The organism is Neisseriaceae bacterium CLB008, from assembly GCA_041228285.1.
Taxonomy (GTDB): domain Bacteria; phylum Pseudomonadota; class Gammaproteobacteria; order Burkholderiales; family Neisseriaceae; genus JAGNPU01.
In genome coordinates, this window is record CP166133.1 from 1,531,544 (window position 1) to 1,549,555 (window position 18,012).

Annotated in this window: 21 protein-coding genes; 13 read left to right on the plus strand and 8 right to left on the minus strand. The window is 51.2% G+C overall.

The window, feature by feature from the left end; translation table 11 throughout:
- Positions 1–53: 53 nt before the first annotated feature.
- The 9 genes from hpnC to leuB all read left to right on the plus strand — a co-directional run bounded on the left by hpnC (position 54) and on the right by leuB (position 7,988).
- The gene (hpnC, locus tag AB8Q18_06945) at positions 54–869 is read left to right on the plus strand and encodes a squalene synthase HpnC (GenBank protein XDZ52796.1); all 816 of its coding nucleotides are present in this window, start codon (positions 54–56) and stop codon (positions 867–869) included.
- 31 nt (positions 870–900) lie between these two features.
- Entirely contained in the window at positions 901–2,049 is a 1,149-nt protein-coding gene (gene dapE, locus AB8Q18_06950; GenBank protein ID XDZ52797.1) for a succinyl-diaminopimelate desuccinylase, read from the plus strand.
- A 23-nt stretch (positions 2,050–2,072) separates the two neighbouring features.
- The gene (arcC, locus tag AB8Q18_06955) at positions 2,073–3,017 is read left to right on the plus strand and encodes a carbamate kinase (GenBank protein ID XDZ52798.1); all 945 of its coding nucleotides are present in this window, start codon (positions 2,073–2,075) and stop codon (positions 3,015–3,017) included.
- 138 nt (positions 3,018–3,155) lie between these two features.
- Positions 3,156–3,815, plus strand: coding sequence for a cytochrome b/b6 domain-containing protein (locus tag AB8Q18_06960; protein ID XDZ52799.1), 660 nt, complete (start codon positions 3,156–3,158; stop codon positions 3,813–3,815).
- Positions 3,816–3,877: 62 nt separating this feature from the next.
- Positions 3,878–4,234, plus strand: coding sequence for a hypothetical protein (locus AB8Q18_06965; protein XDZ52800.1), 357 nt, complete (start codon positions 3,878–3,880; stop codon positions 4,232–4,234).
- A gap of 290 nt (positions 4,235–4,524) precedes the next feature.
- Positions 4,525–5,937, plus strand: coding sequence for a 3-isopropylmalate dehydratase large subunit (leuC, locus tag AB8Q18_06970; protein XDZ52801.1), 1,413 nt, complete (start codon positions 4,525–4,527; stop codon positions 5,935–5,937).
- Between the two features lie 100 nt (positions 5,938–6,037).
- Positions 6,038–6,163: an entericidin A/B family lipoprotein gene (locus tag AB8Q18_06975; GenBank protein XDZ52802.1), complete on the plus strand. Its 126-nt coding sequence runs from the start codon at positions 6,038–6,040 to the stop codon at positions 6,161–6,163.
- Between the two features lie 83 nt (positions 6,164–6,246).
- Positions 6,247–6,888 carry a 3-isopropylmalate dehydratase small subunit gene (gene leuD / locus AB8Q18_06980; GenBank protein ID XDZ52803.1) on the plus strand — a complete coding sequence of 214 codons (642 nt, stop codon included), beginning with the start codon at positions 6,247–6,249 and terminating at the stop codon, positions 6,886–6,888.
- Between the two features lie 20 nt (positions 6,889–6,908).
- Complete coding sequence (gene leuB / locus AB8Q18_06985) at positions 6,909–7,988, plus strand: 3-isopropylmalate dehydrogenase (GenBank protein ID XDZ52804.1); 1,080 nt, start codon at positions 6,909–6,911, stop codon at positions 7,986–7,988.
- Between the two features lie 65 nt (positions 7,989–8,053).
- Here leuB and AB8Q18_06990 read toward each other — a convergent pair whose 3' ends face one another.
- Positions 8,054–8,449, minus strand: coding sequence for a DUF1090 family protein (locus tag AB8Q18_06990; GenBank protein XDZ52805.1), 396 nt, complete (start codon positions 8,447–8,449; stop codon positions 8,054–8,056).
- Positions 8,450–8,628: 179 nt separating this feature from the next.
- Between AB8Q18_06990 and AB8Q18_06995 the strand changes: the two genes are divergently transcribed.
- From AB8Q18_06995 to AB8Q18_07010, 4 genes are read left to right on the plus strand one after another with little or no spacing between them, the layout of a single operon-like run.
- On the plus strand, positions 8,629–9,918 hold the full coding sequence (locus tag AB8Q18_06995; protein XDZ52806.1) for a PqiA/YebS family transporter subunit: 1,290 nt from the start codon (positions 8,629–8,631) through the stop codon (positions 9,916–9,918).
- The gene (gene pqiB, locus AB8Q18_07000; protein ID XDZ52807.1) at positions 9,915–11,561 is read left to right on the plus strand and encodes an intermembrane transport protein PqiB; all 1,647 of its coding nucleotides are present in this window, start codon (positions 9,915–9,917) and stop codon (positions 11,559–11,561) included. The genes AB8Q18_06995 and pqiB overlap by 4 nt, the downstream gene beginning before the upstream one ends.
- Complete coding sequence (locus AB8Q18_07005; GenBank protein XDZ52808.1) at positions 11,561–12,130, plus strand: membrane integrity-associated transporter subunit PqiC; 570 nt, start codon at positions 11,561–11,563, stop codon at positions 12,128–12,130. Before pqiB ends, AB8Q18_07005 begins: the two co-directional genes overlap by 1 nt.
- On the plus strand, positions 12,127–12,393 hold the full coding sequence (locus AB8Q18_07010) for a GNAT family N-acetyltransferase (protein ID XDZ52809.1): 267 nt from the start codon (positions 12,127–12,129) through the stop codon (positions 12,391–12,393). The genes AB8Q18_07005 and AB8Q18_07010 overlap by 4 nt, the downstream gene beginning before the upstream one ends.
- 167 nt (positions 12,394–12,560) lie before the next feature.
- Here the strand turns inward: AB8Q18_07010 and AB8Q18_07015 are convergent, their stop codons facing one another.
- From AB8Q18_07015 to infC, 7 genes are all read right to left on the minus strand, one after another.
- Positions 12,561–12,884, minus strand: a complete 324-nt coding sequence (locus AB8Q18_07015; protein ID XDZ52810.1) for a hypothetical protein — start codon at positions 12,882–12,884, stop codon at positions 12,561–12,563.
- A complete protein-coding gene (locus AB8Q18_07020; protein ID XDZ52811.1) occupies positions 12,868–13,167 on the minus strand; it encodes an integration host factor subunit alpha in 300 nt (99 codons plus the stop codon). Before AB8Q18_07020 ends, AB8Q18_07015 begins: the two co-directional genes overlap by 17 nt.
- Positions 13,168–13,258: 91 nt before the next feature.
- Positions 13,259–15,619, minus strand: a complete 2,361-nt coding sequence (gene pheT, locus AB8Q18_07025) for a phenylalanine--tRNA ligase subunit beta (protein XDZ52812.1) — start codon at positions 15,617–15,619, stop codon at positions 13,259–13,261.
- 10 nt (positions 15,620–15,629) lie between these two features.
- Complete coding sequence (gene pheS / locus AB8Q18_07030) at positions 15,630–16,613, minus strand: phenylalanine--tRNA ligase subunit alpha (protein ID XDZ52813.1); 984 nt, start codon at positions 16,611–16,613, stop codon at positions 15,630–15,632.
- Positions 16,614–16,775: 162 nt separating this feature from the next.
- A complete protein-coding gene (gene rplT, locus AB8Q18_07035; GenBank protein ID XDZ52814.1) occupies positions 16,776–17,132 on the minus strand; it encodes a 50S ribosomal protein L20 in 357 nt (118 codons plus the stop codon).
- Between the two features lie 11 nt (positions 17,133–17,143).
- Positions 17,144–17,341, minus strand: a complete 198-nt coding sequence (rpmI, locus tag AB8Q18_07040) for a 50S ribosomal protein L35 (GenBank protein ID XDZ52815.1) — start codon at positions 17,339–17,341, stop codon at positions 17,144–17,146.
- Positions 17,342–17,479: 138 nt separating this feature from the next.
- A complete protein-coding gene (gene infC / locus AB8Q18_07045; protein XDZ52905.1) occupies positions 17,480–17,998 on the minus strand; it encodes a translation initiation factor IF-3 in 519 nt (172 codons plus the stop codon).
- Positions 17,999–18,012 lie beyond the last annotated feature (14 nt).

Here is an 18,012-nt window from a genome sequence, read left to right on the forward strand (position 1 = left end):
GCCCTGTCTTTATGACCGCCTGCTTGACGTTGGCGACCACCATGCGAGGAACCATGTCGATCAATCATTACGAAAACTTTCCCGTCGGCTCTTTCATTCTGCCCAGACGCCTACGCAAACCCATTCACGCCATTTATCGCTTTGCCCGCACCGCCGACGACATTGCCGATGAAGGCGATGCCGACGCCGCTACTCGCTTGGCCCAGCTACAGGCCTTGCGTGACGAATTAGCCCTAATCGAAGCCGGCCAAGAGCCCACCACTGACTTAATGCAGCGCCTGAACCGTGAAGCGATTGCGCCCTTTCAACTGCCGCTGAAGCATTTCTACGACTTGCTGGTGGCGTTTGAGCAAGATGTCACCGTCACCCGCTACCAAAATTTCTCCGACCTCATTAACTACGCCCGTCATTCGGCCAATCCAGTGGGTCGCCTGCTGCTGGCCCTATATGGTGAGGACGACCCACGCTCCTTAGCCTACAGCGACGGCATCTGCACCGCCCTACAGCTGATTAACTTCTGGCAAGATGTTGGCGTCGACTGGGAAAAAGGCCGTTTATACATCCCGCTAGATGACCTAGTGCGCTTTGGCGTCACCGAAGACGACATCGCCCAGAAAAAAGTTAATTTTGCCTTTCAGCGTCTATTGCATCATGAATGTGAACGGGCGCACAGCCTACTTAAGGCTGGCTCACCGCTGGGCACCGTCTTAAAAGGCCGGCTCGGATTTGAGCTGCGCATGATCATTCTCGGCGGCCAGCGCATCCTGCACCGCATCGACGAAAACAAATATGATGTATTTAATCGCCGCCCCACTTTAAACCGCAAAGACTGGTGGCACATGATTAAGCGCAGCTTCAGCAAAAAATAACCCTCAAAGAACTTCCTTAAGCGAGAACCTGATGAATCAAACCCTCGAACTAACGAAAGCTTTAATCCGTGCGCCCAGCATCACCCCTCATGATGCGGGCTGCCAAGCGCTATTGCGTCAACGCCTCGAAGCCATCGGCTTTCAGGTCGACACCATGCGCTTTGGCGACACCGACAATTTCTGGGCCACCCACGGCAGCGGCGGACCATTATTTTGCTTTGCCGGCCACACCGACGTGGTGCCAGCCGGACCACTCGATGAGTGGCGCTTTGATCCCTTCACTCCGACCGAACACGATGGCTATTTATATGGCCGCGGCAGCGCCGACATGAAAACCAGCATCGCCGCCTTCGTGACCGCTTGCGAACGCTTTGTCGCCGCCCATCCCGATCATCCAGGGCGACTCGCCCTATTGATCACGTCCGACGAAGAAGGCGACGCCCACGACGGCACTCAAAAAGTAGTCGCAGCGCTACAGGCGCGCGGCGAACACATCGACTATTGCCTCGTGGGTGAACCCACCAGCAGCGACACCTTAGGCGACACGATTAAAAACGGCCGGCGCGGCTCGCTTTCTGGCGCCTTAACCATCATCGGCAAGCAAGGCCACATCGCCTATCCGCAGCTGGCCCAAAACCCGGTGCATGAGTTTGCCGCGGCGCTGTTAGCCTTAACCCGCGAAGTATGGGACCACGGCAATGAGTATTTTCCCGCCACCAGCATGCAGATTTCCAACCTTCACGCCGGCACCGGCGCCAGCAATGTGATTCCCGGCAGCCTGAACGTAGCCTTTAACTTTCGCTTCAGCACCGAATCCAGCGTCGACCAACTCAAAAGCCGCGTGCACGCCTTACTCGACGCCCATGGCCTAAATTACCGCTTGGATTGGTCTTTATCAGGCCTACCGTTTTTAACTCCGGCAGGCCGCTTGACCGACGTGTGTCGCCACGCCATTGCGGCACACACCGGCACTCAAGCGCAATTATCGACAACGGGCGGGACTTCTGATGGCCGCTTCATCAAGCACATTGCTACCGAGCTAGTCGAACTGGGCCCGAGCAACGCCACCATTCACCAGATTAACGAATCCATACGGCTGGCTGACATCCCCGTATTGTCTGACATTTACGCAGACATCATCCAACAGCTGCTGTTCGCATCAGCCCTAAACGAAACCTAAAATAAACCCTCAAAAGGACAGAAATGAAAGTAGTGATTGCCTTAGGCGGAAATGCCTTACAAAAACGTGGTGAAGTCATGAGCGCGCAAAACCAACGCGCCAACGTCGTCATCGCCTGCCAACAGCTGGCGAAAGTACATGGTCTTGGCCACCAAATGGTTTTGGCCCACGGCAACGGCCCCCAAGTGGGCCTATTAGGCCTGCAAAATGATGCCTATAGCCGCTACGTCGACCCTAAGGTCACGCCTTATCCGCTCGACGTTCTAGGCGCTGAAACCCAAGGCATGATTGGCTATATGCTGGCACAAGAGTTGGCCAATCATCTGCCTACCGACAGTCACATCTGCAACCTTTTAACCCAAACCGTGGTGGCTCAAGATGATCCTGCCTTTCAAAACCCCACCAAGTTTGTTGGCCCTGTTTACAATCAGGCCGAGGCCGAACAGCTGGCCGCCGAGCAAGGCTGGCAAATCAAAGCCGACGGCGCCTATTTTCGCCGCGTGGTGGCCAGCCCACTACCGCAAGCGATTAATGAATTAGCCCAAATTAAGCTACTCATTGACAATCAAGTGATTGTGATTGCCGTGGGCGGCGGCGGCATTCCTGTGCTGAAAAATCAAGGCCAGCTGACCGGCGTTGAAGCCGTCATCGACAAAGATTTAGCTTCTGGCCTCTTGGCCCACAATATCGACGCTGAATACTTCATCATTGCCACCGATGTGGCCGCCGTCATGGTGAACTGGGGCACGCCAGAGCAAAAAGCCATTCGCTACGCTCATCCCGATGCCCTAATGGCCATGGATTTTGCCAGCGGCAGCATGGGGCCGAAAGTGGCAGCGGCTTGTGCCTTCGCCAAAGCATCTAGCCAAACCGCCGTCATTGGCGCTCTAGAAGACATCACCGAGATGCTGGCCCAAGGTGCGGGCACCCTCATCAGCACCCAGTTTGACGGCATCACCTACGCCTAACCTCACCACCCGAACCGTAGCCAGCCTACCGTTCGGGTTTATTTTGCCCACCTAGGGCATTTTTGCGTCTAAACAAGGTCAAACCCAACAAACTCGAGTAAAATACCCGAATTAAATTTGTCACGATTAAGGATCACTATGCACACCAAAGTACGCGTCTGGGATGCACCCACCCGTCTTTTTCACTGGCTATTGGCCTTCAGTATTCCAGCTATGTGGTGGACGGCCACCACGGGCGGCCCTTGGTTAGCCTGGCATAAACGCCTAGGCTTAGTGGTTTGTGCCCTGATTATTTTCCGTATTTTATGGGGGTTTGGCGGCAGCCAAACCGCTCGCTTCAGCAATTTTCTAACCGGTAAAAGCGGCATGCAGCGCTATTTGAAAGGCCAGATGCCCGAACACGAGCAACCAGGCCACAACCCCGTCGGCGCCCTAAGCGTGGTGGCACTTCTGGGCATGGTCATTGCTCAGCTGGTGACTGGCCTCTTCGCACCAGACAACAACACTTGGCTCAACCCTGGTTATTTAAACCACTTAGTCAGCGAATCCACCGCCAACAGCATGTACCGTGTTCACCTCACCTTATTTTGGGTGCTGGTTGGCTTGATTGCAGCCCATATTGTGGCCGTGTTTGCCTATCTTCTCATCAAGAAGCACAATCTGATCCGCCCCATGATTACAGGCTTTAAACAGCTGAGCCAGCCGGTTAACCCACCGCTTAAGTTTGCTGGCTGGGGCATGTTTCTTCTCTGCGTTGCCATCAGTGCGGCCGTGGTCTACCTGATTGCCAATGCCTGAACTTAAGCCCATAATCAAGGTCATAGCTCATATGACCTTTTAACGGCAACGAGAACACGCTCATGAAAACGATTATCTATACGTCTGCTTTAGCCCTATTGAGCACGCTGGGCTTCAGCAGCCTCGCTCTGGCAGCAGAAGCGAATACCCCTTACAACCTATCCACCGAGCCCGCCAGCACGGCATGGCAGGCCACGCCTCTGGTTGGTGAGGCCCCAGACACAGCCAAAACACCGACGGCCAAGCCTGCTGACGACAGGCGCCTGCGCCCAATCGGCCAATACAGCGGCAAAAGCAATGGCCGCGGTAAGAACGTCAATGGCGAGGCAATTGTCACCCTCAATAACGACACCCCAACGGGTGAGGTTCAACTATTTGGCGAGATCGTCGGCGGCGTCAGCAGCAGCCGTACCCGCTAAAGCCCCCACCCACCTCATTCAATCGCCCCTGCTTGCAGGGGCTTTTTTTATGGGCCATGACCAAACACCTCTACAGTGCACCATGACGCAGCAACACGCGTTGTCCATTTAGACACACTTTACTAGACAAACAGTCCAACAAAAGGTAAATAACGGCTGTATTTTATAAAATATCGACTATATTTTAAATAATTTAGACATTTTGATGAATAGCACTTGAACTCAAGCCCTGTTTGCGCTTAATATCAAGGTATCGACACAAACATAACAAACAAAACACTAGGATAGACATGAACCCAAATACGCTATACGACAAACTTTGGCACAGCCATGTGGTGCAAGAAGAAGCTGATGGCACCGTGCTTTTGTACATTGATAGACATCTTGTCCACGAGGTAACCAGTCCTCAAGCTTTCGAAGGCTTAAAAATGGCGAATCGTCCGTTATGGCGTAAGAACAGCATTGTCGCAACCGCCGATCACAACACCCCAACCGACCACTGGGATGAGGGCATTAAGGATCCGATTTCCAAACTACAGGTAGATACTCTAAACGACAATATTTTGTCTTTTGGCGCACTGGCCTACTTCCCCTTTAAAGATGAAGGCCAAGGCATTGTCCACGTCATGGGCCCAGAACAAGGCGCAACCTTGCCAGGCATGACCGTGGTGTGTGGTGATTCGCATACCTCTACCCACGGTGCTTTTGGCGCTTTGGCCCACGGCATCGGCACCAGCGAAGTCGAACACGTGATGGCTACGCAGTGCATCACCGCCAAGAAGTCTAAAAACATGATGATTAAGGTCAACGGCCAACTCGGCGCCGGCGTGACCGCCAAAGACATGGCCCTATACATCATTGGCCAAATTGGCACCGCTGGCGGCACAGGCTACGCGATTGAGTTTGCCGGCAGCGCCGTACAAGACCTCAGCATGGAAGGCCGCATGACCCTCTGCAATATGGCCATTGAAGCGGGCGCCCGTTCTGGCCTAGTGGCAGTAGACCAAAAAACCATAGACTACGTACAAGGCCGCCCTTTCGCCCCAAGCGCAGAGCACTGGGATCAAGCCGTTGCCTACTGGCGCACCTTGGTTTCTGACGAAGGTGCCCACTTTGATCGCGTCATCGAACTTGAAGCTGCCGACATCGCACCGCAAGTAACCTGGGGCACATCACCAGAAATGGTGTTGTCGATTGACCAAGCCGTCCCCAACCCAGCTCAGGCCACCGACGCAACCAAAGAGCAAGGCATTACCCGCGCCCTACAGTATATGGGCCTAGAAGCAGATGCGCCGATCAATCAAGTGCCGGTTGACGTGGTGTTTATTGGCTCTTGCACCAATGGCCGCATTGAAGACTTGCGCGAAGCCGCCGTTGTGGCCAAGGGTCGCCACAAGGCTGATTCGGTGAAACGAGTGATGATTGTGCCCGGCTCTGGCCTAGTGAAAAAACAGGCTGAAGCAGAAGGCCTTGACGTGATTTTTAAAGAAGCGGGTTTTGAATGGCGTGAGCCTGGCTGCTCTATGTGCTTGGCCATGAATGCCGACCGCCTCGCGCCGCAAGAGCGCTGCGCCTCAACCTCAAACCGTAACTTTGAAGGCCGTCAAGGTAATGGCGGGCGCACTCATTTGGTTAGCCCAGCCATGGCAGCAGCAGCGGCCGTATGCGGCCACTTTGTGGATGTACGCACCCTAATCAACTAAATCAGCCGCAAAGACGCAAAGAGTCTTTTAAAATTTAAGAATATTCTTTAGAATGAATGGGTACATTAGTACAGCCTCTTAAATCGAAAAGGACTCTTTCATGAAAAAAACAATCTTGTTACTTTGTACAGCAGCCTTTATTTTAACCGGTTGCAACACCATTTCTGGTGTGGGTAAAGACATTAAAGGTGGCGGCCAAGCCATCGAAAATGCGGGCGGCAAATAAGCCTCTCGTACCCCCTAGAAATGCACTGACTGTACGGACACAACAAGGCTGCCTTTAGGGCAGCCTTGCTTTAAGGACGAAACATGAAAGCATTTACCACCGTAGTAGGCAAAGTTGCCCCTCTTGATCGTGCCAACGTCGACACCGATGCGATCATCCCCAAACAGTTTCTCAAATCAATTAAGCGCACCGGCTTTGGGCCCAACTGCTTTGATGAGTGGCGCTACTTAGACCATGGCGAACCCGGCATGGACAACAGTAAGCGCCCCTTAAATCCTGACTTCAGCCTGAATCAGCCACGCTATCAAGGTGCTCAAATCCTGCTGACGCGTGAAAACTTTGGCTGCGGCTCTAGCCGAGAACATGCGCCTTGGGCGCTAGATGACTACGGCTTTCGCGCCGTCATCGCACCCAGTTTTGCCGACATTTTCTTCAATAACTGCTACAAAAATGGCCTATTGCCCATTATCTTGAGCGCTGACGTAGTAGAACAGCTGTTCCAGGCCGTAGCCGCCACCGAAGGCTATACGCTCACCGTGGATTTGGCCAATCAGCAGGTGGTCACGCCCGAAGGTCAAAGCTTTGCCTTTGACATCACCGAACACCGCAAGCACTGCTTATTGAACGGCCTAGACGAAATCGGCCTAACCTTGGCCCATACCGACGACATCAAGGCTTTTGAAGCCAAACATCAAGCCAGCCAACCTTGGCTGTACCAAGCATAATCCAGATAAGAAAGCGTTTCATGACCACAATGAATATTGCCATTTTGCCCGGTGACGGCATCGGCCCAGAAATCATCGAACAAGCCACGCGCGTTCTGGGCGTGTTTCAAAACGAAGGCCTAGACATTAACTTCACCTATGCGCCTTTAGGCGGTGCCGCCTACGATGAATATGGCCATCCCTATCCAGAATTTACCCAAACCATCTGCCGCCAGGCAGATGCCATCTTATTAGGCGCCGTCGGTAGCCCTCAATACGACCAGCTAGATCGTCCATTGCGCCCAGAGCGCGGCCTATTGGCGATTCGCAAAGACTTAGGCCTGTTTGGCAATCTGCGTCCAGCAGTGCTGTACCCAGAGCTGGCCAATGCCTCGACCTTAAAACCAGAAGTGGTGGCTGGGCTAAACATCATGATTGTGCGTGAATTAACCGGGGACATCTACTTCGGGGAACCACGCGGTATCCGTACGCTTGAAAACGGTGAGCGCGAAGGCTTTAACACCATGCGCTACAGCGAAAGCGAAATCAAACGCATCGCCCACGTAGCCTTTAAAATTGCCCAGAAACGCCATAAAAAAGTGTGCTCTGTAGACAAGGCCAACGTCTTAGAAACCACAGAACTGTGGAAAGAGATCTTTATTGAAGTGGCGAAAGACTACCCAGACGTTGAGTTAAGCCATATGTACGTCGACAATGCCGCCATGCAGCTGGTGCGTGCCCCCAAACAGTTTGACGTGATTGTGACCGGCAACATCTTTGGCGACATCTTGTCGGATCAAGCCTCAATGTTGACAGGCTCTATCGGCATGCTGCCTTCTGCTTCCTTGAACGAAAGTGGCCAAGGCCTCTACGAGCCGTCACACGGTTCAGCGCCCGACATTGCCGGCCAAAACAAAGCCAATCCTTTGGCCACCATTTTGTCGGCCGCGATGATGATGCGCTACACCTTCAACCAAGATGCTATTGCCGACCGCATTGAAGCGGCGGTACAAAAAGTCTTGCAACAAGGCTTACGCACGGGCGACATTTACGAAGATGGCTGCCAAATGGTGAGCTGTAGCGAAATGGGCGATGCCGTGATTGCGGCGCTAAACGCCTAATACACACCCAAACTCAGGGCCTGCCGCTGTAATAGCGACAGGCCCTTTTTTTATCCCGTTAAGCTTCAGTCTACGCCATATTGCTCGCGCAACACCGCTTCATCTTGCTGTAGCTGCCAGCGCAACCAGGCCGCATAGCCGACTGAGCGTGTCTGCTGTAGGTCTAGCTGCCGTTCTTGAATACGCAAGCGCTGCTTGGCGATGTCCACTTCGCGCCAAGCCTGCTGCTCGGTTACAGATTGCGCCGCTTGAGGTGTGGCATGACAGCGGGCCCGCACATTGGCCAAAGCCCGCTGTAGGCCGCGCAAGCGATGCTGCTGCCCTTGCGCCTTAGCGTAACCGATTTGGCGCTCCAACTGCTGAATCTTCAGCCCACAGCGAGGAGCGGCCATGGTCGGGGCACTTAAACTGAAAAACAGGGTCAAACTCAATACCCCACTACAAACTAAGCGAAACAGCATGTCTTTTCCTTCTTTTTGCCTTAATCATGACCAGACACCATAGCAGGGCTTTTTTTTAGTACAATCATCTTTACCTATCTTTAAACCCCGCATTAAAAACAAGGCGCTAACGGCACGGCCGGCAGATGGCCATAAAAATCATATCAATTTTGGCCAAAACTCATTAAAATGACATGCTTATGAATAGATTGCTTACCCACTGGCGCTTATCCTATCAGCACCCCCGCATGGCGCAAGCCAGATTGCCGGCACATGCCGTGGCCTGTCCTGACTGTGGGCTCAAGGTCGACCTACCCGATATGTATCAAGGTGAAAGCTGTGCCTGCCCTCGCTGTGGCTACGCTTTGGTGCGCATTGAATACAACCCGTACTCCGGCCCGATTTCCTATGCCTTGGCCAGTTTGGTGTTGCTGTGGCTGTCAGCGTGGTTTATGTTCATGGGCGCCAATCTTGGCGGCAGCAACGTCGAAATCAACTTATTGGGCATCATGAAAGTGCTGCACCAACAGGATTATGGCTATCTAGCCAATGCCACCTTGGTGTTGATTTTCCTCACGCCACTGGTTTTTTCTCTCTTAAGCATCTACGTGTTTGGTGCGCTACGCTTTTGTAAACCGCTGCCCTATATGGCTCAGGCCATCAAAATCATGATGCGCTTAAAGCCATGGATCATGGTCGACGTATTCATCGTTTCGGTATTGGTGGCGTCGGTGAAAATGCAGTCTTTGGCCATCCTGTCCTTCGGCCCAGGCTTTTGGCTGGTGGCCGCCCTATCAATCTGCCTGATTCGCACCTCGTTTTTTGTACGCGCCCACTGGGCCCAAGCCCAAGTTTTGATGCTGCAACAGCGCCCGCTACCGAATCACCACGCAGGCGACATCAGCTGCACCGACTGCTATTTTTCCAGCCCTGCCGAGCATAGCCATTGTCAGGTTTGCCACAGCAAGCTGTCGCACCGTAAACCACAGAGCCTCCAAAAATCCAGCGCGTTTTTAATTGGCGCCGCAATTTTGTATTTACCGGCCAATATTTTGCCCATCATGATTACCAAAAGCGTATTTTTTTACCAGGCGTCAAATATTTTAGACGGCGTGATCACGCTTTGGCACAGTGGTGACCAACCCATCGCCATCATTATTTTCGTGGCCAGTATCTTATTGCCCCTGACCAAAATGATCGGCTTAATGGTATTATTATTGAGCGCTCATTTTAAACCAATTGCATCAGCCAAACGCCTCACTACGATTTACCGCCTCATTGAGCTGGTGGGCCGCTGGTCCATGATCGACGTATTCGTGATCATTATTTTAATGGCCTTAATGCAAGTGCCTTTAGCCACCGTCTTACCCGGCCCAGCCGTGGTGTATTTTTGCGCCGTGGTCTTTTTAAGCATGGTGGCCGCCATGATTTTTGACATTCGTTTAATTTGGGATAAGCAAGCTGCCCAAGAACCAGGTACCTCTTTATGACTCAACCCGATCAGCAAACCCCAAACACGGAAGAAGCTGTGACCCCTAAGGTCACGGCCAATAAATTTATTTCGGTGGTGTGGATCATCCCCCTCATCGCCTTAATCACCGGCGGCTGGTTGATCATCAACCACATTCAAAAAATTGGGCCGGAAGTTACCTTAATCCTAAACAGTGCTGAAGGCATACAGGTCGATCAGACCGTGGTGAAAATCCTCAGCGTAGAGGTCGGCCGCGTCACCAGCATTGACTTAAGGCCTGGCAACGACGGCGTTGAAGTCAAAGCGCGCCTCAAATCGGGCATGGCAGAATATCTGCGTAAAGACACTAAGTTCTGGATCGTTAAGCCACGCATCGGCTTAGAAGGCGTGACCGGCCTTGGCACCTTAGTTTCTGGCGCCTATATTGAGTTTACCCCGGGCAAAGATGAGCTCGAGGAATCCACCTTCGTCGTGTCTGAAGATCCGCCTAGCATGGTGTCAAACAAGCCTGGCCTCAGCCTGAAACTCAGCGGCCAAGACAGCCGCATGCTGCCCGTAGGCAACCCCATTCTGTATCGCGACATCACCGTAGGCCGCATTGAACGCGCCGACTTCAATCCCAAAGACGAAACCATTAACTATGAGGTTTTTATCAATAAACCTTACGATGAGCTGATCGGTAAAAATACTCAGTTTTGGGTGTTGAACGGTTTTGACATTCAAGCCACTGGCGCGGGCATTAAAATTCGCTCTGGCCCCATTACCTCCCTCATCAATGGCGCCATCAGCTTTTCTTCACCCAAAGAAATCGGTAAAGGCGGCAGCGTCAAAAATGGCCAGCCCTTTGTGCTCTATTCTGATGTCGACAAGGTATTACAGCAGCCTTCCGAACGAGCTCTATACTATGTGGCCGTATTTGATCAATCCATTCGTGGCCTTGAGACGGGTGCCGACATTCAGTTCCAGGGCGTAACCATTGGGTCGGTTAGCCAAGTGCCGTTCTTTGAACGTAACGACAGCTTAAACATGTTCCACAGCGGCAAAATCCCGGTACTCTTACGCATCGAACCAGGCAATATGGAGCTGAACGCCGACGAACAAACCCAAAAGCAATGGGTACAACGCTTTGAAGGCGCCATTGAGCAAGGGCTAACGGCCAAGCTCGAAAGCAACAGCCTAATTACGGGCTCGTTGTTTGTCGAACTGAGCCAGCAACCGCAAAACCGTGCCAACCGCACGCGTCAGCAATATCATGGCTACACCATGATTCCGACTGCGGCATCAGGCCTAAACCGCCTTGAAGATCAAATTTTACGCCTCTTGGACAAGCTCAATAACCTACCCATTGAGAAAAGCATGAGCGAACTTAACGGCACCCTAAACGAGCTAAAACTCACCTTAAATAGCGTCAATAAAGTCGTCGACAGCGATGAGACGCGCAACCTACCCAAGCAGCTAAACCAAACCATGCGCCAGGTAGAAACCTTGTTAAAAGGCGTGTCACCAGACGCACCGATCTATCAAGAAGCACAGGAAACCATTAAGCAAATTAATCAGACATTGCAAGACGTCAAGCCGGTGATTCGCACCCTGAACGAAAAGCCTAATGCCTTAATTTTCAATAACTCCCAGGCTGACCCTACCCCGAAAGGAGCCCGATAATGATGCGTTATCTCCCCCTATTATTAACGTCATTAGGCTTACTCAGCGCCTGCGCCAGCAATGCGCCCACCTATTATCAGCTGCCGGTACAGGTTTCTGCCGCCCCGAACCAGGCCCAGGTTAACTACAGCGTGAAGGTACGCATGGCTGACTTTTTAAACAGCAGCAGCATGGTGTATGAGGTCAGCGACGTCGAGGTGGTTCTATCGAAACAAAACCTTTGGGCCGAAAACCCAGAGCAGTCGGTTGCCCGCAACCTCGCCTACAAGCTCAACCAGGCCCAAAGCAAGGCCGGCTTCTATACCCGTGGTAGCCGCCCGAACGACATTTTGGTACAGTTAGATCAGTTTCAAGGCAGCCATCATGGCCAAGTAAAGCTCAGCGGCCAGTTCACCATTCAAAGCGCCGGCCTGAAACCCATCACCCAGCCGTTTAGCATCAGCATCGCTCAAGAAGGCGATGGCTATCGTGCTATGGTACAAGCGCTAGACCAAGGCTTAGCGCAGCTAGCGCAAAGCATTGCCAGCCAACTACCCAGTAAGCCCAATGTGAAAGGATTTTTACTATGAAAATAGAACATGAAGCCCAAGAAGCAGAAGGTCGTTTTTATTTAGCCGAACAAGGCCAGATTGTCGCCGAACTAAACTATCGTTTTTTAAGCCCGACCCAAATCGATGCTTATCGCACCCACGTGGATGACTCTTTACGTGGCCAAGGCGTTGCTGGCCGACTGTACGATGCCTTAATGGCATTCACCCAAGAGGCGCAATTGACGGTAGAGCCCAGCTGTAGCTATATCGCTAAAAAAATGGGCCGCCGCAGCACGGATTAAAGCCCCTATCTCAGAACGACGTCTTCTGGCCCGTCCCAAGCACCATCTGGGATGGGCTTTTTAATCACGACGCTGCTCAGGGTTAATACAATGCCTGCGCCCTATTCATGAGCGGCAGCCATAAAAAAAGACATGCCCAAGCATGTCTTTTTTTATGTGTTAAAGCCTTAAACCAAAGCAGCCTCTAGCCGAGCCAACACGGCGGCCAACGCTTCTTTAGCAGCTTGAGCATCAATCGCTGGCTCACCCGCAGCATCAAGCTGATCATGGGTAAACGGATCAACGCTGGGCTCAAAGCTCGCGCGCAATTGGCGCACTTTCAGCACATCTTGACGCGAATAAACATTACCACCATAGCCCAAGACCACGCCATTTTGATACTGCCATTGTTCAAAATTGTGCGCATCAATTTGCGCCAACTCGCACACTTCAAGCAGGGTAAAATAACGCTGTTGCGGGACCGGGGGCAAATGATTATTTTTGTTTTGCATAGTAGTTTTCAACCATACCTTTTAATTTTTGGCTTGCGTGGAATGTCACCACGCGACGGGCGCTAATGGCCACTTCTTCGCCAGTTTTAGGGTTACGGCCAGGACGTTGCGGCTTATCGCGCAGTTGGAAGTTACCAAATCCAGAGATTTTAACTTCTTCACCGTTTTCTAACGTACTGCGAATTTGCTCAAAGAACATCTCAACCAGCTCTTTAGCATCATTCTTGTTAATACCTACTTTGTCAAATAAAATCTCAGCCAACTCGGCTTTTGTTAGTGTCATGAAACGATTACCCTTATCAGTATTTATGTGCGACCGACGCAAAATATTTTTTAATATCAATATTTTGCGCCTGTATTTTAGTTTTTTTTGGTTAGTTACGCAAGTGAGCGCCGGCTAATTTTGCAGAATCAATCAATTTCGTGATCAATTGGTCCACTTCTTCGTCCACCAGCGTTTTATGCATGTCTTGCAAGTGCACCGACACGGCCAAGCTTTTCATGCCTTCTGCCAGGCTATCGCCTTGGTAAAGGTCAAAAATACGAACGTCTTGAATCAGCTCATGTTTCACCTGTTTCAAAGCATCCAGCAGGCTTTGGGCACTTTGGTCTTGCGGCAAGACAAAGGCTAAGTCACGGCGACCTGCTTGATATTTAGACGTAGGCGCATAGGTTACCTTAGCTTGGGCCAAGGTCGCGGCAAAATTCAGTTCAAACACGATGGGCGCCTGTGGCAAATCATATTTATGCACCCATGAAGGATGCAGCTCACCCATGAAGCCAATTTTTTGGCCATCCAATAAAATATCAGCGCAGCGACCTGGATGTAGCGCAGGATGCGTGGCGGCCTCAAACCGTACGTCCTTACCGGCCAATAGATTCTCAACGTCGGCCTTAACCGTGTAAAAATCAACCTTAGTGCTGGCGGCGCCCCATTGCTCCGGCAAAACCGTACCATAGGCCAAGGCGGCTAATTTTTCGGTTTGATCGTATTCACCCGCTGCCGTTTTGGCAAACACACGCGCCACTTCAAACACCCGCACGCGGTTTTGTTTGCGGTTAAGATTGCTGACCAGAGCATCCACCAAGCCGCCCAACAACGTAGAGCGCATCACGTTCATGTGGCTGGCGATCGGGTTTTTCAGCCGAATCGGGTCTAGGTTATGCGCAAAATCTTGCTCCCACGCTTCATCCACAAAGGCGTAGTTAATGACTTCTTGATAGCCTTTACCGGCCATTTGGCGGTACACTTGCTGGCGCGGCTTCATGGTTTCGGACAAAGGCAACATAGCCAATCGACCCTGTAGCTGGTCGCTCGGAATATTCTCATAGCCGTAAACGCGTGCGACCTCTTCGATTAAATCGACTTCACGCGTGATGTCAAAACGAAAGCTCGGGGCAAAGGTAGCAAAGCCTTCAGCATTAGCCTGTGGCTGTAAGCCTAAATCGGTCAAGATGGTGTGGATTTGTTCGGCGCTGATGTCGGTGCCCAAAATCTTATTCACGCGCGCTGTGCGCACATTAACGGCTTCTTGCTGCGGTAATTGACCTAAAGCTTCAATCACAGGGCCGGCATCGCCGCCACAGATGTCGATCACCAATTCGCTGGCACGGGCCATAGCCAAAGCCTGTAGTTCAAAATCCACGCCGCGTTCAAAGCGAAAAGAAGAATCAGACCCAAAACCATATTGACGTGATTTACCCGCAATACTGTCGGGGGCAAAAAATGCCGATTCCAACACGATGTTTTGGGTTGCGTCGGTTACTGAGCTGGCTTCCCCGCCCATTAGGCCGGCAATGCTCAATGCTTGCTCTTCATCCGCCACCACCAAGGTATTGGCGCTAAGGGTCACGGTTTTTTCATTCAGGCACTCAAGCACTTCGCCTTCATTGGCCATACGCACCACCAAATCACCCTGTAGGGTGTCGGCATCAAATGCGTGCATTGGTTGGCCTAGCTCCAGCATCACGTAGTTGGTGATGTCAACCAAGGCGCTGATGCTGCGTACGCCAGAGCGCAATAAACGCTGCTTCATCCAATCAGGCGTCGCTGCCTGTGCATTCACCAAGTTAATTTGACGGGTTAAAAAGCGACCACAGTGTTCTGGTGCCGCAATAGTGGCATGCACAGCTTGATCATGGCCCACGGCCACTTCTTTAATCGCCACTTCGTTAACCGGCAGATGGGTTAAGGCCGCAACCTCACGCGCAATACCGCGAATGCTCAAGCAATCGGCGCGATTAGGGGTGATTTTCAAGGTAAACACATCGTCGTTTAGCTGTAAATACTCACGAATGTCGGTGCCTACAGGGGCATCGCTAGGCAGAATCAACAGGCCATCAACATCGTCAGGTAGGCCAAGCTCTTTACCCGAGCACAGCATACCGTTAGACACTTCACCACGCATTTTAGTCGGCTTGATTTTAAAATCGCCGGGCAATAAGGCACCAGAGGTCGCACACGGCACTTTCGCCCCTTCCACCACATTGGGGGCACCACACACGATTTGGACCAGCTCACCGCTACCAATGTCGACTTGGGTGATGCGTAGGCGATCAGCGTTAGGATGTGGCACGACAGACTTCACTTCAGCCACAACCACGCCGCTGAAGTCTGGCGCTGGGCGCTCGGCCTCTTCCACTTCAAGCCCTGCCATGGTGAGGACATGGGCAAACTTATCGGCTGCTAAGTTGGGGTTAACCCAAGTTTTTAACCAATCGTAAGAAAATTGCATGTCGTCACCCTTATTTAAATTGTTTTAAGAAAGCCAAATCATTATCGAAGAACAAGCGTAAGTCGTTCACCCCGTAGCGCAGCATCGTAAATCGATCCATGCCCATGCCAAACGCAAAGCCGGTAAAGACTTCTGGATCAATGTTCATATTGGTCAAGACATTGGGGTGCACCACACCACAGCCACCCACTTCAAGCCAGCCTTTTTCGCCTAAAATGTCGATTTCGGCAGAAGGCTCAGTAAACGGGAAGAACGAAGGGCGAAAGCGCACTTGTAGGTCATCGCGCTCAAAAAAGCGACGAATAAAGTCGGTCATCACGGCTTTTAAATCAGCAAACGTCACGCCCTCATCAACCCACAAACCTTCACACTGATGGAACATCGGTGAATGGGTAGCGTCAGAATCCACGCGATACACGCGCCCAGGCGCAATGATTTTAATCGGCGGACGATTGGCTTCCATGTAGCGTGCCTGAATCGGAGACGTATGGGTACGCAATACATCGCCATTTTCAACGTAAAAAGTATCGGCCATCGCACGAGCGGGATGGTTTTTAGGAATGTTTAAGGCTTCGAAATTATAATAATCTTTTTCAATTTCGGGGCCGTCAGCCACGGCAAAACCCATGCTGCGGAACAATTCACTGACGCGGCTAATGGTTAACGTCACAGGGTGTAGACCAGCTTCATCGTTGCCGCGACCGGGCAAGGTCACGTCTAACGCTTCGGCAGAGAGCTGAGCAGCTAGCTTAGCCTCATTAAACCCATCACGCTTTTGATTAAAGGCCTCTTGAAAGTGGCCTTTTTGCTCATTAATGTACGCGCCCTGCGTTTTACGCTCTTCTGGCGGCAGCTTACCTAAGTTTTTCAATAAACCGGTTAATTCACCCGTTTTACCTAGGTATTGAGCCTTGACTAACTCTAGCTCATTTAAATCTGCCGCAGCGTTGATTGCGGCAATCCCGGCCGCGACAATGTGTTCCACTTGTTCCATAGGTCTACCCATTGAGTTTAGCTTATGCAAAGGTTAAGTATTGAATGTACAACAAAAATTAACCTTTGCAACCTGATCTAAGAACCAGATTCTCAAGCTAAGAAAATCGATTAACGATAAAAAAGGGAGGCCGTTAAGCCTCCCTGAGAAATATCTCAGTCCTTATACAAGACTGGCTTTGGCTTTTTCAGCGATTTGAGCAAAGGCAGCTTTGTCAAATACAGCCATGTCGGCCAAAACTTTACGATCGATTTCAATTGATGCTTTTTTCAAGCCGTTCATGAATTTGCTGTAAGACAAACCGCATTCACGGGCAGCCGCATTAATACGGATGATCCACAATTGACGGAATTGACGTTTACGTTGACGACGGTCGCGGTAAGCGTACTGACCAGCTTTCATTACTGCTTGTTTAGCAATACGATAGACGTTCTTGCGACGACCGCGGTAGCCTTTGGCTAACGCTATAACTTTTTTGTGACGAGCACGTGCGGTAACACCGCGTTTTACGCGTGGCATATATTAACTCCTTAAGCGTACGGTAACATTTTAGAAATAGAAGCCATATCACGGGCGTTCACCATAGTGGTACCGCGTAATTGACGTTTATTTTTTGTGGTGCGTTTGGTCAAGATGTGACGCTTGAAAGCGTGCGCACGTTTAACACCACCATTACCTAGTACTTTAAAGCGTTTTTTCGCGCTCGACTTGGTTTTCATTTTAGGCATGATCTGCTCCAATGAGTTTTTTTAGATAAGACGCAAGGTGGTTGGCAAGCCAACGCTTAGGGACCCATGCATCACGATTTTTGTCGCAATAATAAAGATTGGCTAACGCGACGTTTAGCCAATCCCGAGATTATAACGTTATTTTTTCTTAGGGGCAATCACCATAACCATTTGGCGACCCTCTAATTTTGGAAACTGCTCAACTGTACCGATTTCTTCTAGGTCAGCCTGTACGCGTTTCAACAAGGCCATACCCAAATCTTGGTGGGCCATCTCACGGCCACGGAAACGCAAAGTCACTTTCACCTTGTCGCCGTCCGTCAAAAAGCGCACGATGTTACGCATTTTAATCGCGTAGTCGCCAGAATCCGTACCTGGGCGGAATTTGATTTCCTTAACCTGGATCTGTTTTTGCTTTTTACGTGCTTCGTCACGTCGTTTGGCTTCTTCGTACTTAAACTTACCAAGGTCCATTACCTTGCACACGGGCGGTTTTGCATTCGGCGAAATTTCTACCAAATCCAAATCATGCTCTTCGGCCAAGGCCAAGGCTACTTTTAAATCAACGATGCCCATTTGTTCACCGTCGTGATTAATTAAACGCACTTCGTTGGCGCGAATTTCGCCATTGATTCGTGCTTCGCGTTCTTGGGCGATAGCTCATACTCCTT

Excerpts from the sequence above, each read along its gene's own strand:
- hpnC (XDZ52796.1), top strand. The coding sequence starts at position 54 with ATGTCGATCAATCATTACGAAAACTTTCCCGTCGGCTCTTTCATTCTG.
- dapE (XDZ52797.1), top strand. The coding sequence starts at position 901 with ATGAATCAAACCCTCGAACTAACGAAAGCTTTAATCCGTGCGCCCAGC.
- arcC (XDZ52798.1), top strand. The coding sequence starts at position 2,073 with ATGAAAGTAGTGATTGCCTTAGGCGGAAATGCCTTACAAAAACGTGGT.
- AB8Q18_06960 (XDZ52799.1), top strand. The coding sequence starts at position 3,156 with ATGCACACCAAAGTACGCGTCTGGGATGCACCCACCCGTCTTTTTCAC.
- AB8Q18_06965 (XDZ52800.1), top strand. The coding sequence starts at position 3,878 with ATGAAAACGATTATCTATACGTCTGCTTTAGCCCTATTGAGCACGCTG.
- leuC (XDZ52801.1), top strand. The coding sequence starts at position 4,525 with ATGAACCCAAATACGCTATACGACAAACTTTGGCACAGCCATGTGGTG.
- AB8Q18_06975 (XDZ52802.1), top strand. The coding sequence starts at position 6,038 with ATGAAAAAAACAATCTTGTTACTTTGTACAGCAGCCTTTATTTTAACC.
- leuD (XDZ52803.1), top strand. The coding sequence starts at position 6,247 with ATGAAAGCATTTACCACCGTAGTAGGCAAAGTTGCCCCTCTTGATCGT.
- leuB (XDZ52804.1), top strand. The coding sequence starts at position 6,909 with ATGACCACAATGAATATTGCCATTTTGCCCGGTGACGGCATCGGCCCA.
- AB8Q18_06990 (XDZ52805.1), bottom strand. The coding sequence starts at position 8,449 with ATGCTGTTTCGCTTAGTTTGTAGTGGGGTATTGAGTTTGACCCTGTTT.
- AB8Q18_06995 (XDZ52806.1), top strand. The coding sequence starts at position 8,629 with ATGAATAGATTGCTTACCCACTGGCGCTTATCCTATCAGCACCCCCGC.
- pqiB (XDZ52807.1), top strand. The coding sequence starts at position 9,915 with ATGACTCAACCCGATCAGCAAACCCCAAACACGGAAGAAGCTGTGACC.
- AB8Q18_07005 (XDZ52808.1), top strand. The coding sequence starts at position 11,561 with ATGATGCGTTATCTCCCCCTATTATTAACGTCATTAGGCTTACTCAGC.
- AB8Q18_07010 (XDZ52809.1), top strand. The coding sequence starts at position 12,127 with ATGAAAATAGAACATGAAGCCCAAGAAGCAGAAGGTCGTTTTTATTTA.
- AB8Q18_07015 (XDZ52810.1), bottom strand. The coding sequence starts at position 12,884 with ATGCAAAACAAAAATAATCATTTGCCCCCGGTCCCGCAACAGCGTTAT.
- AB8Q18_07020 (XDZ52811.1), bottom strand. The coding sequence starts at position 13,167 with ATGACACTAACAAAAGCCGAGTTGGCTGAGATTTTATTTGACAAAGTA.
- pheT (XDZ52812.1), bottom strand. The coding sequence starts at position 15,619 with ATGCAATTTTCTTACGATTGGTTAAAAACTTGGGTTAACCCCAACTTA.
- pheS (XDZ52813.1), bottom strand. The coding sequence starts at position 16,613 with ATGGAACAAGTGGAACACATTGTCGCGGCCGGGATTGCCGCAATCAAC.
- rplT (XDZ52814.1), bottom strand. The coding sequence starts at position 17,132 with ATGCCACGCGTAAAACGCGGTGTTACCGCACGTGCTCGTCACAAAAAA.
- rpmI (XDZ52815.1), bottom strand. The coding sequence starts at position 17,341 with ATGCCTAAAATGAAAACCAAGTCGAGCGCGAAAAAACGCTTTAAAGTA.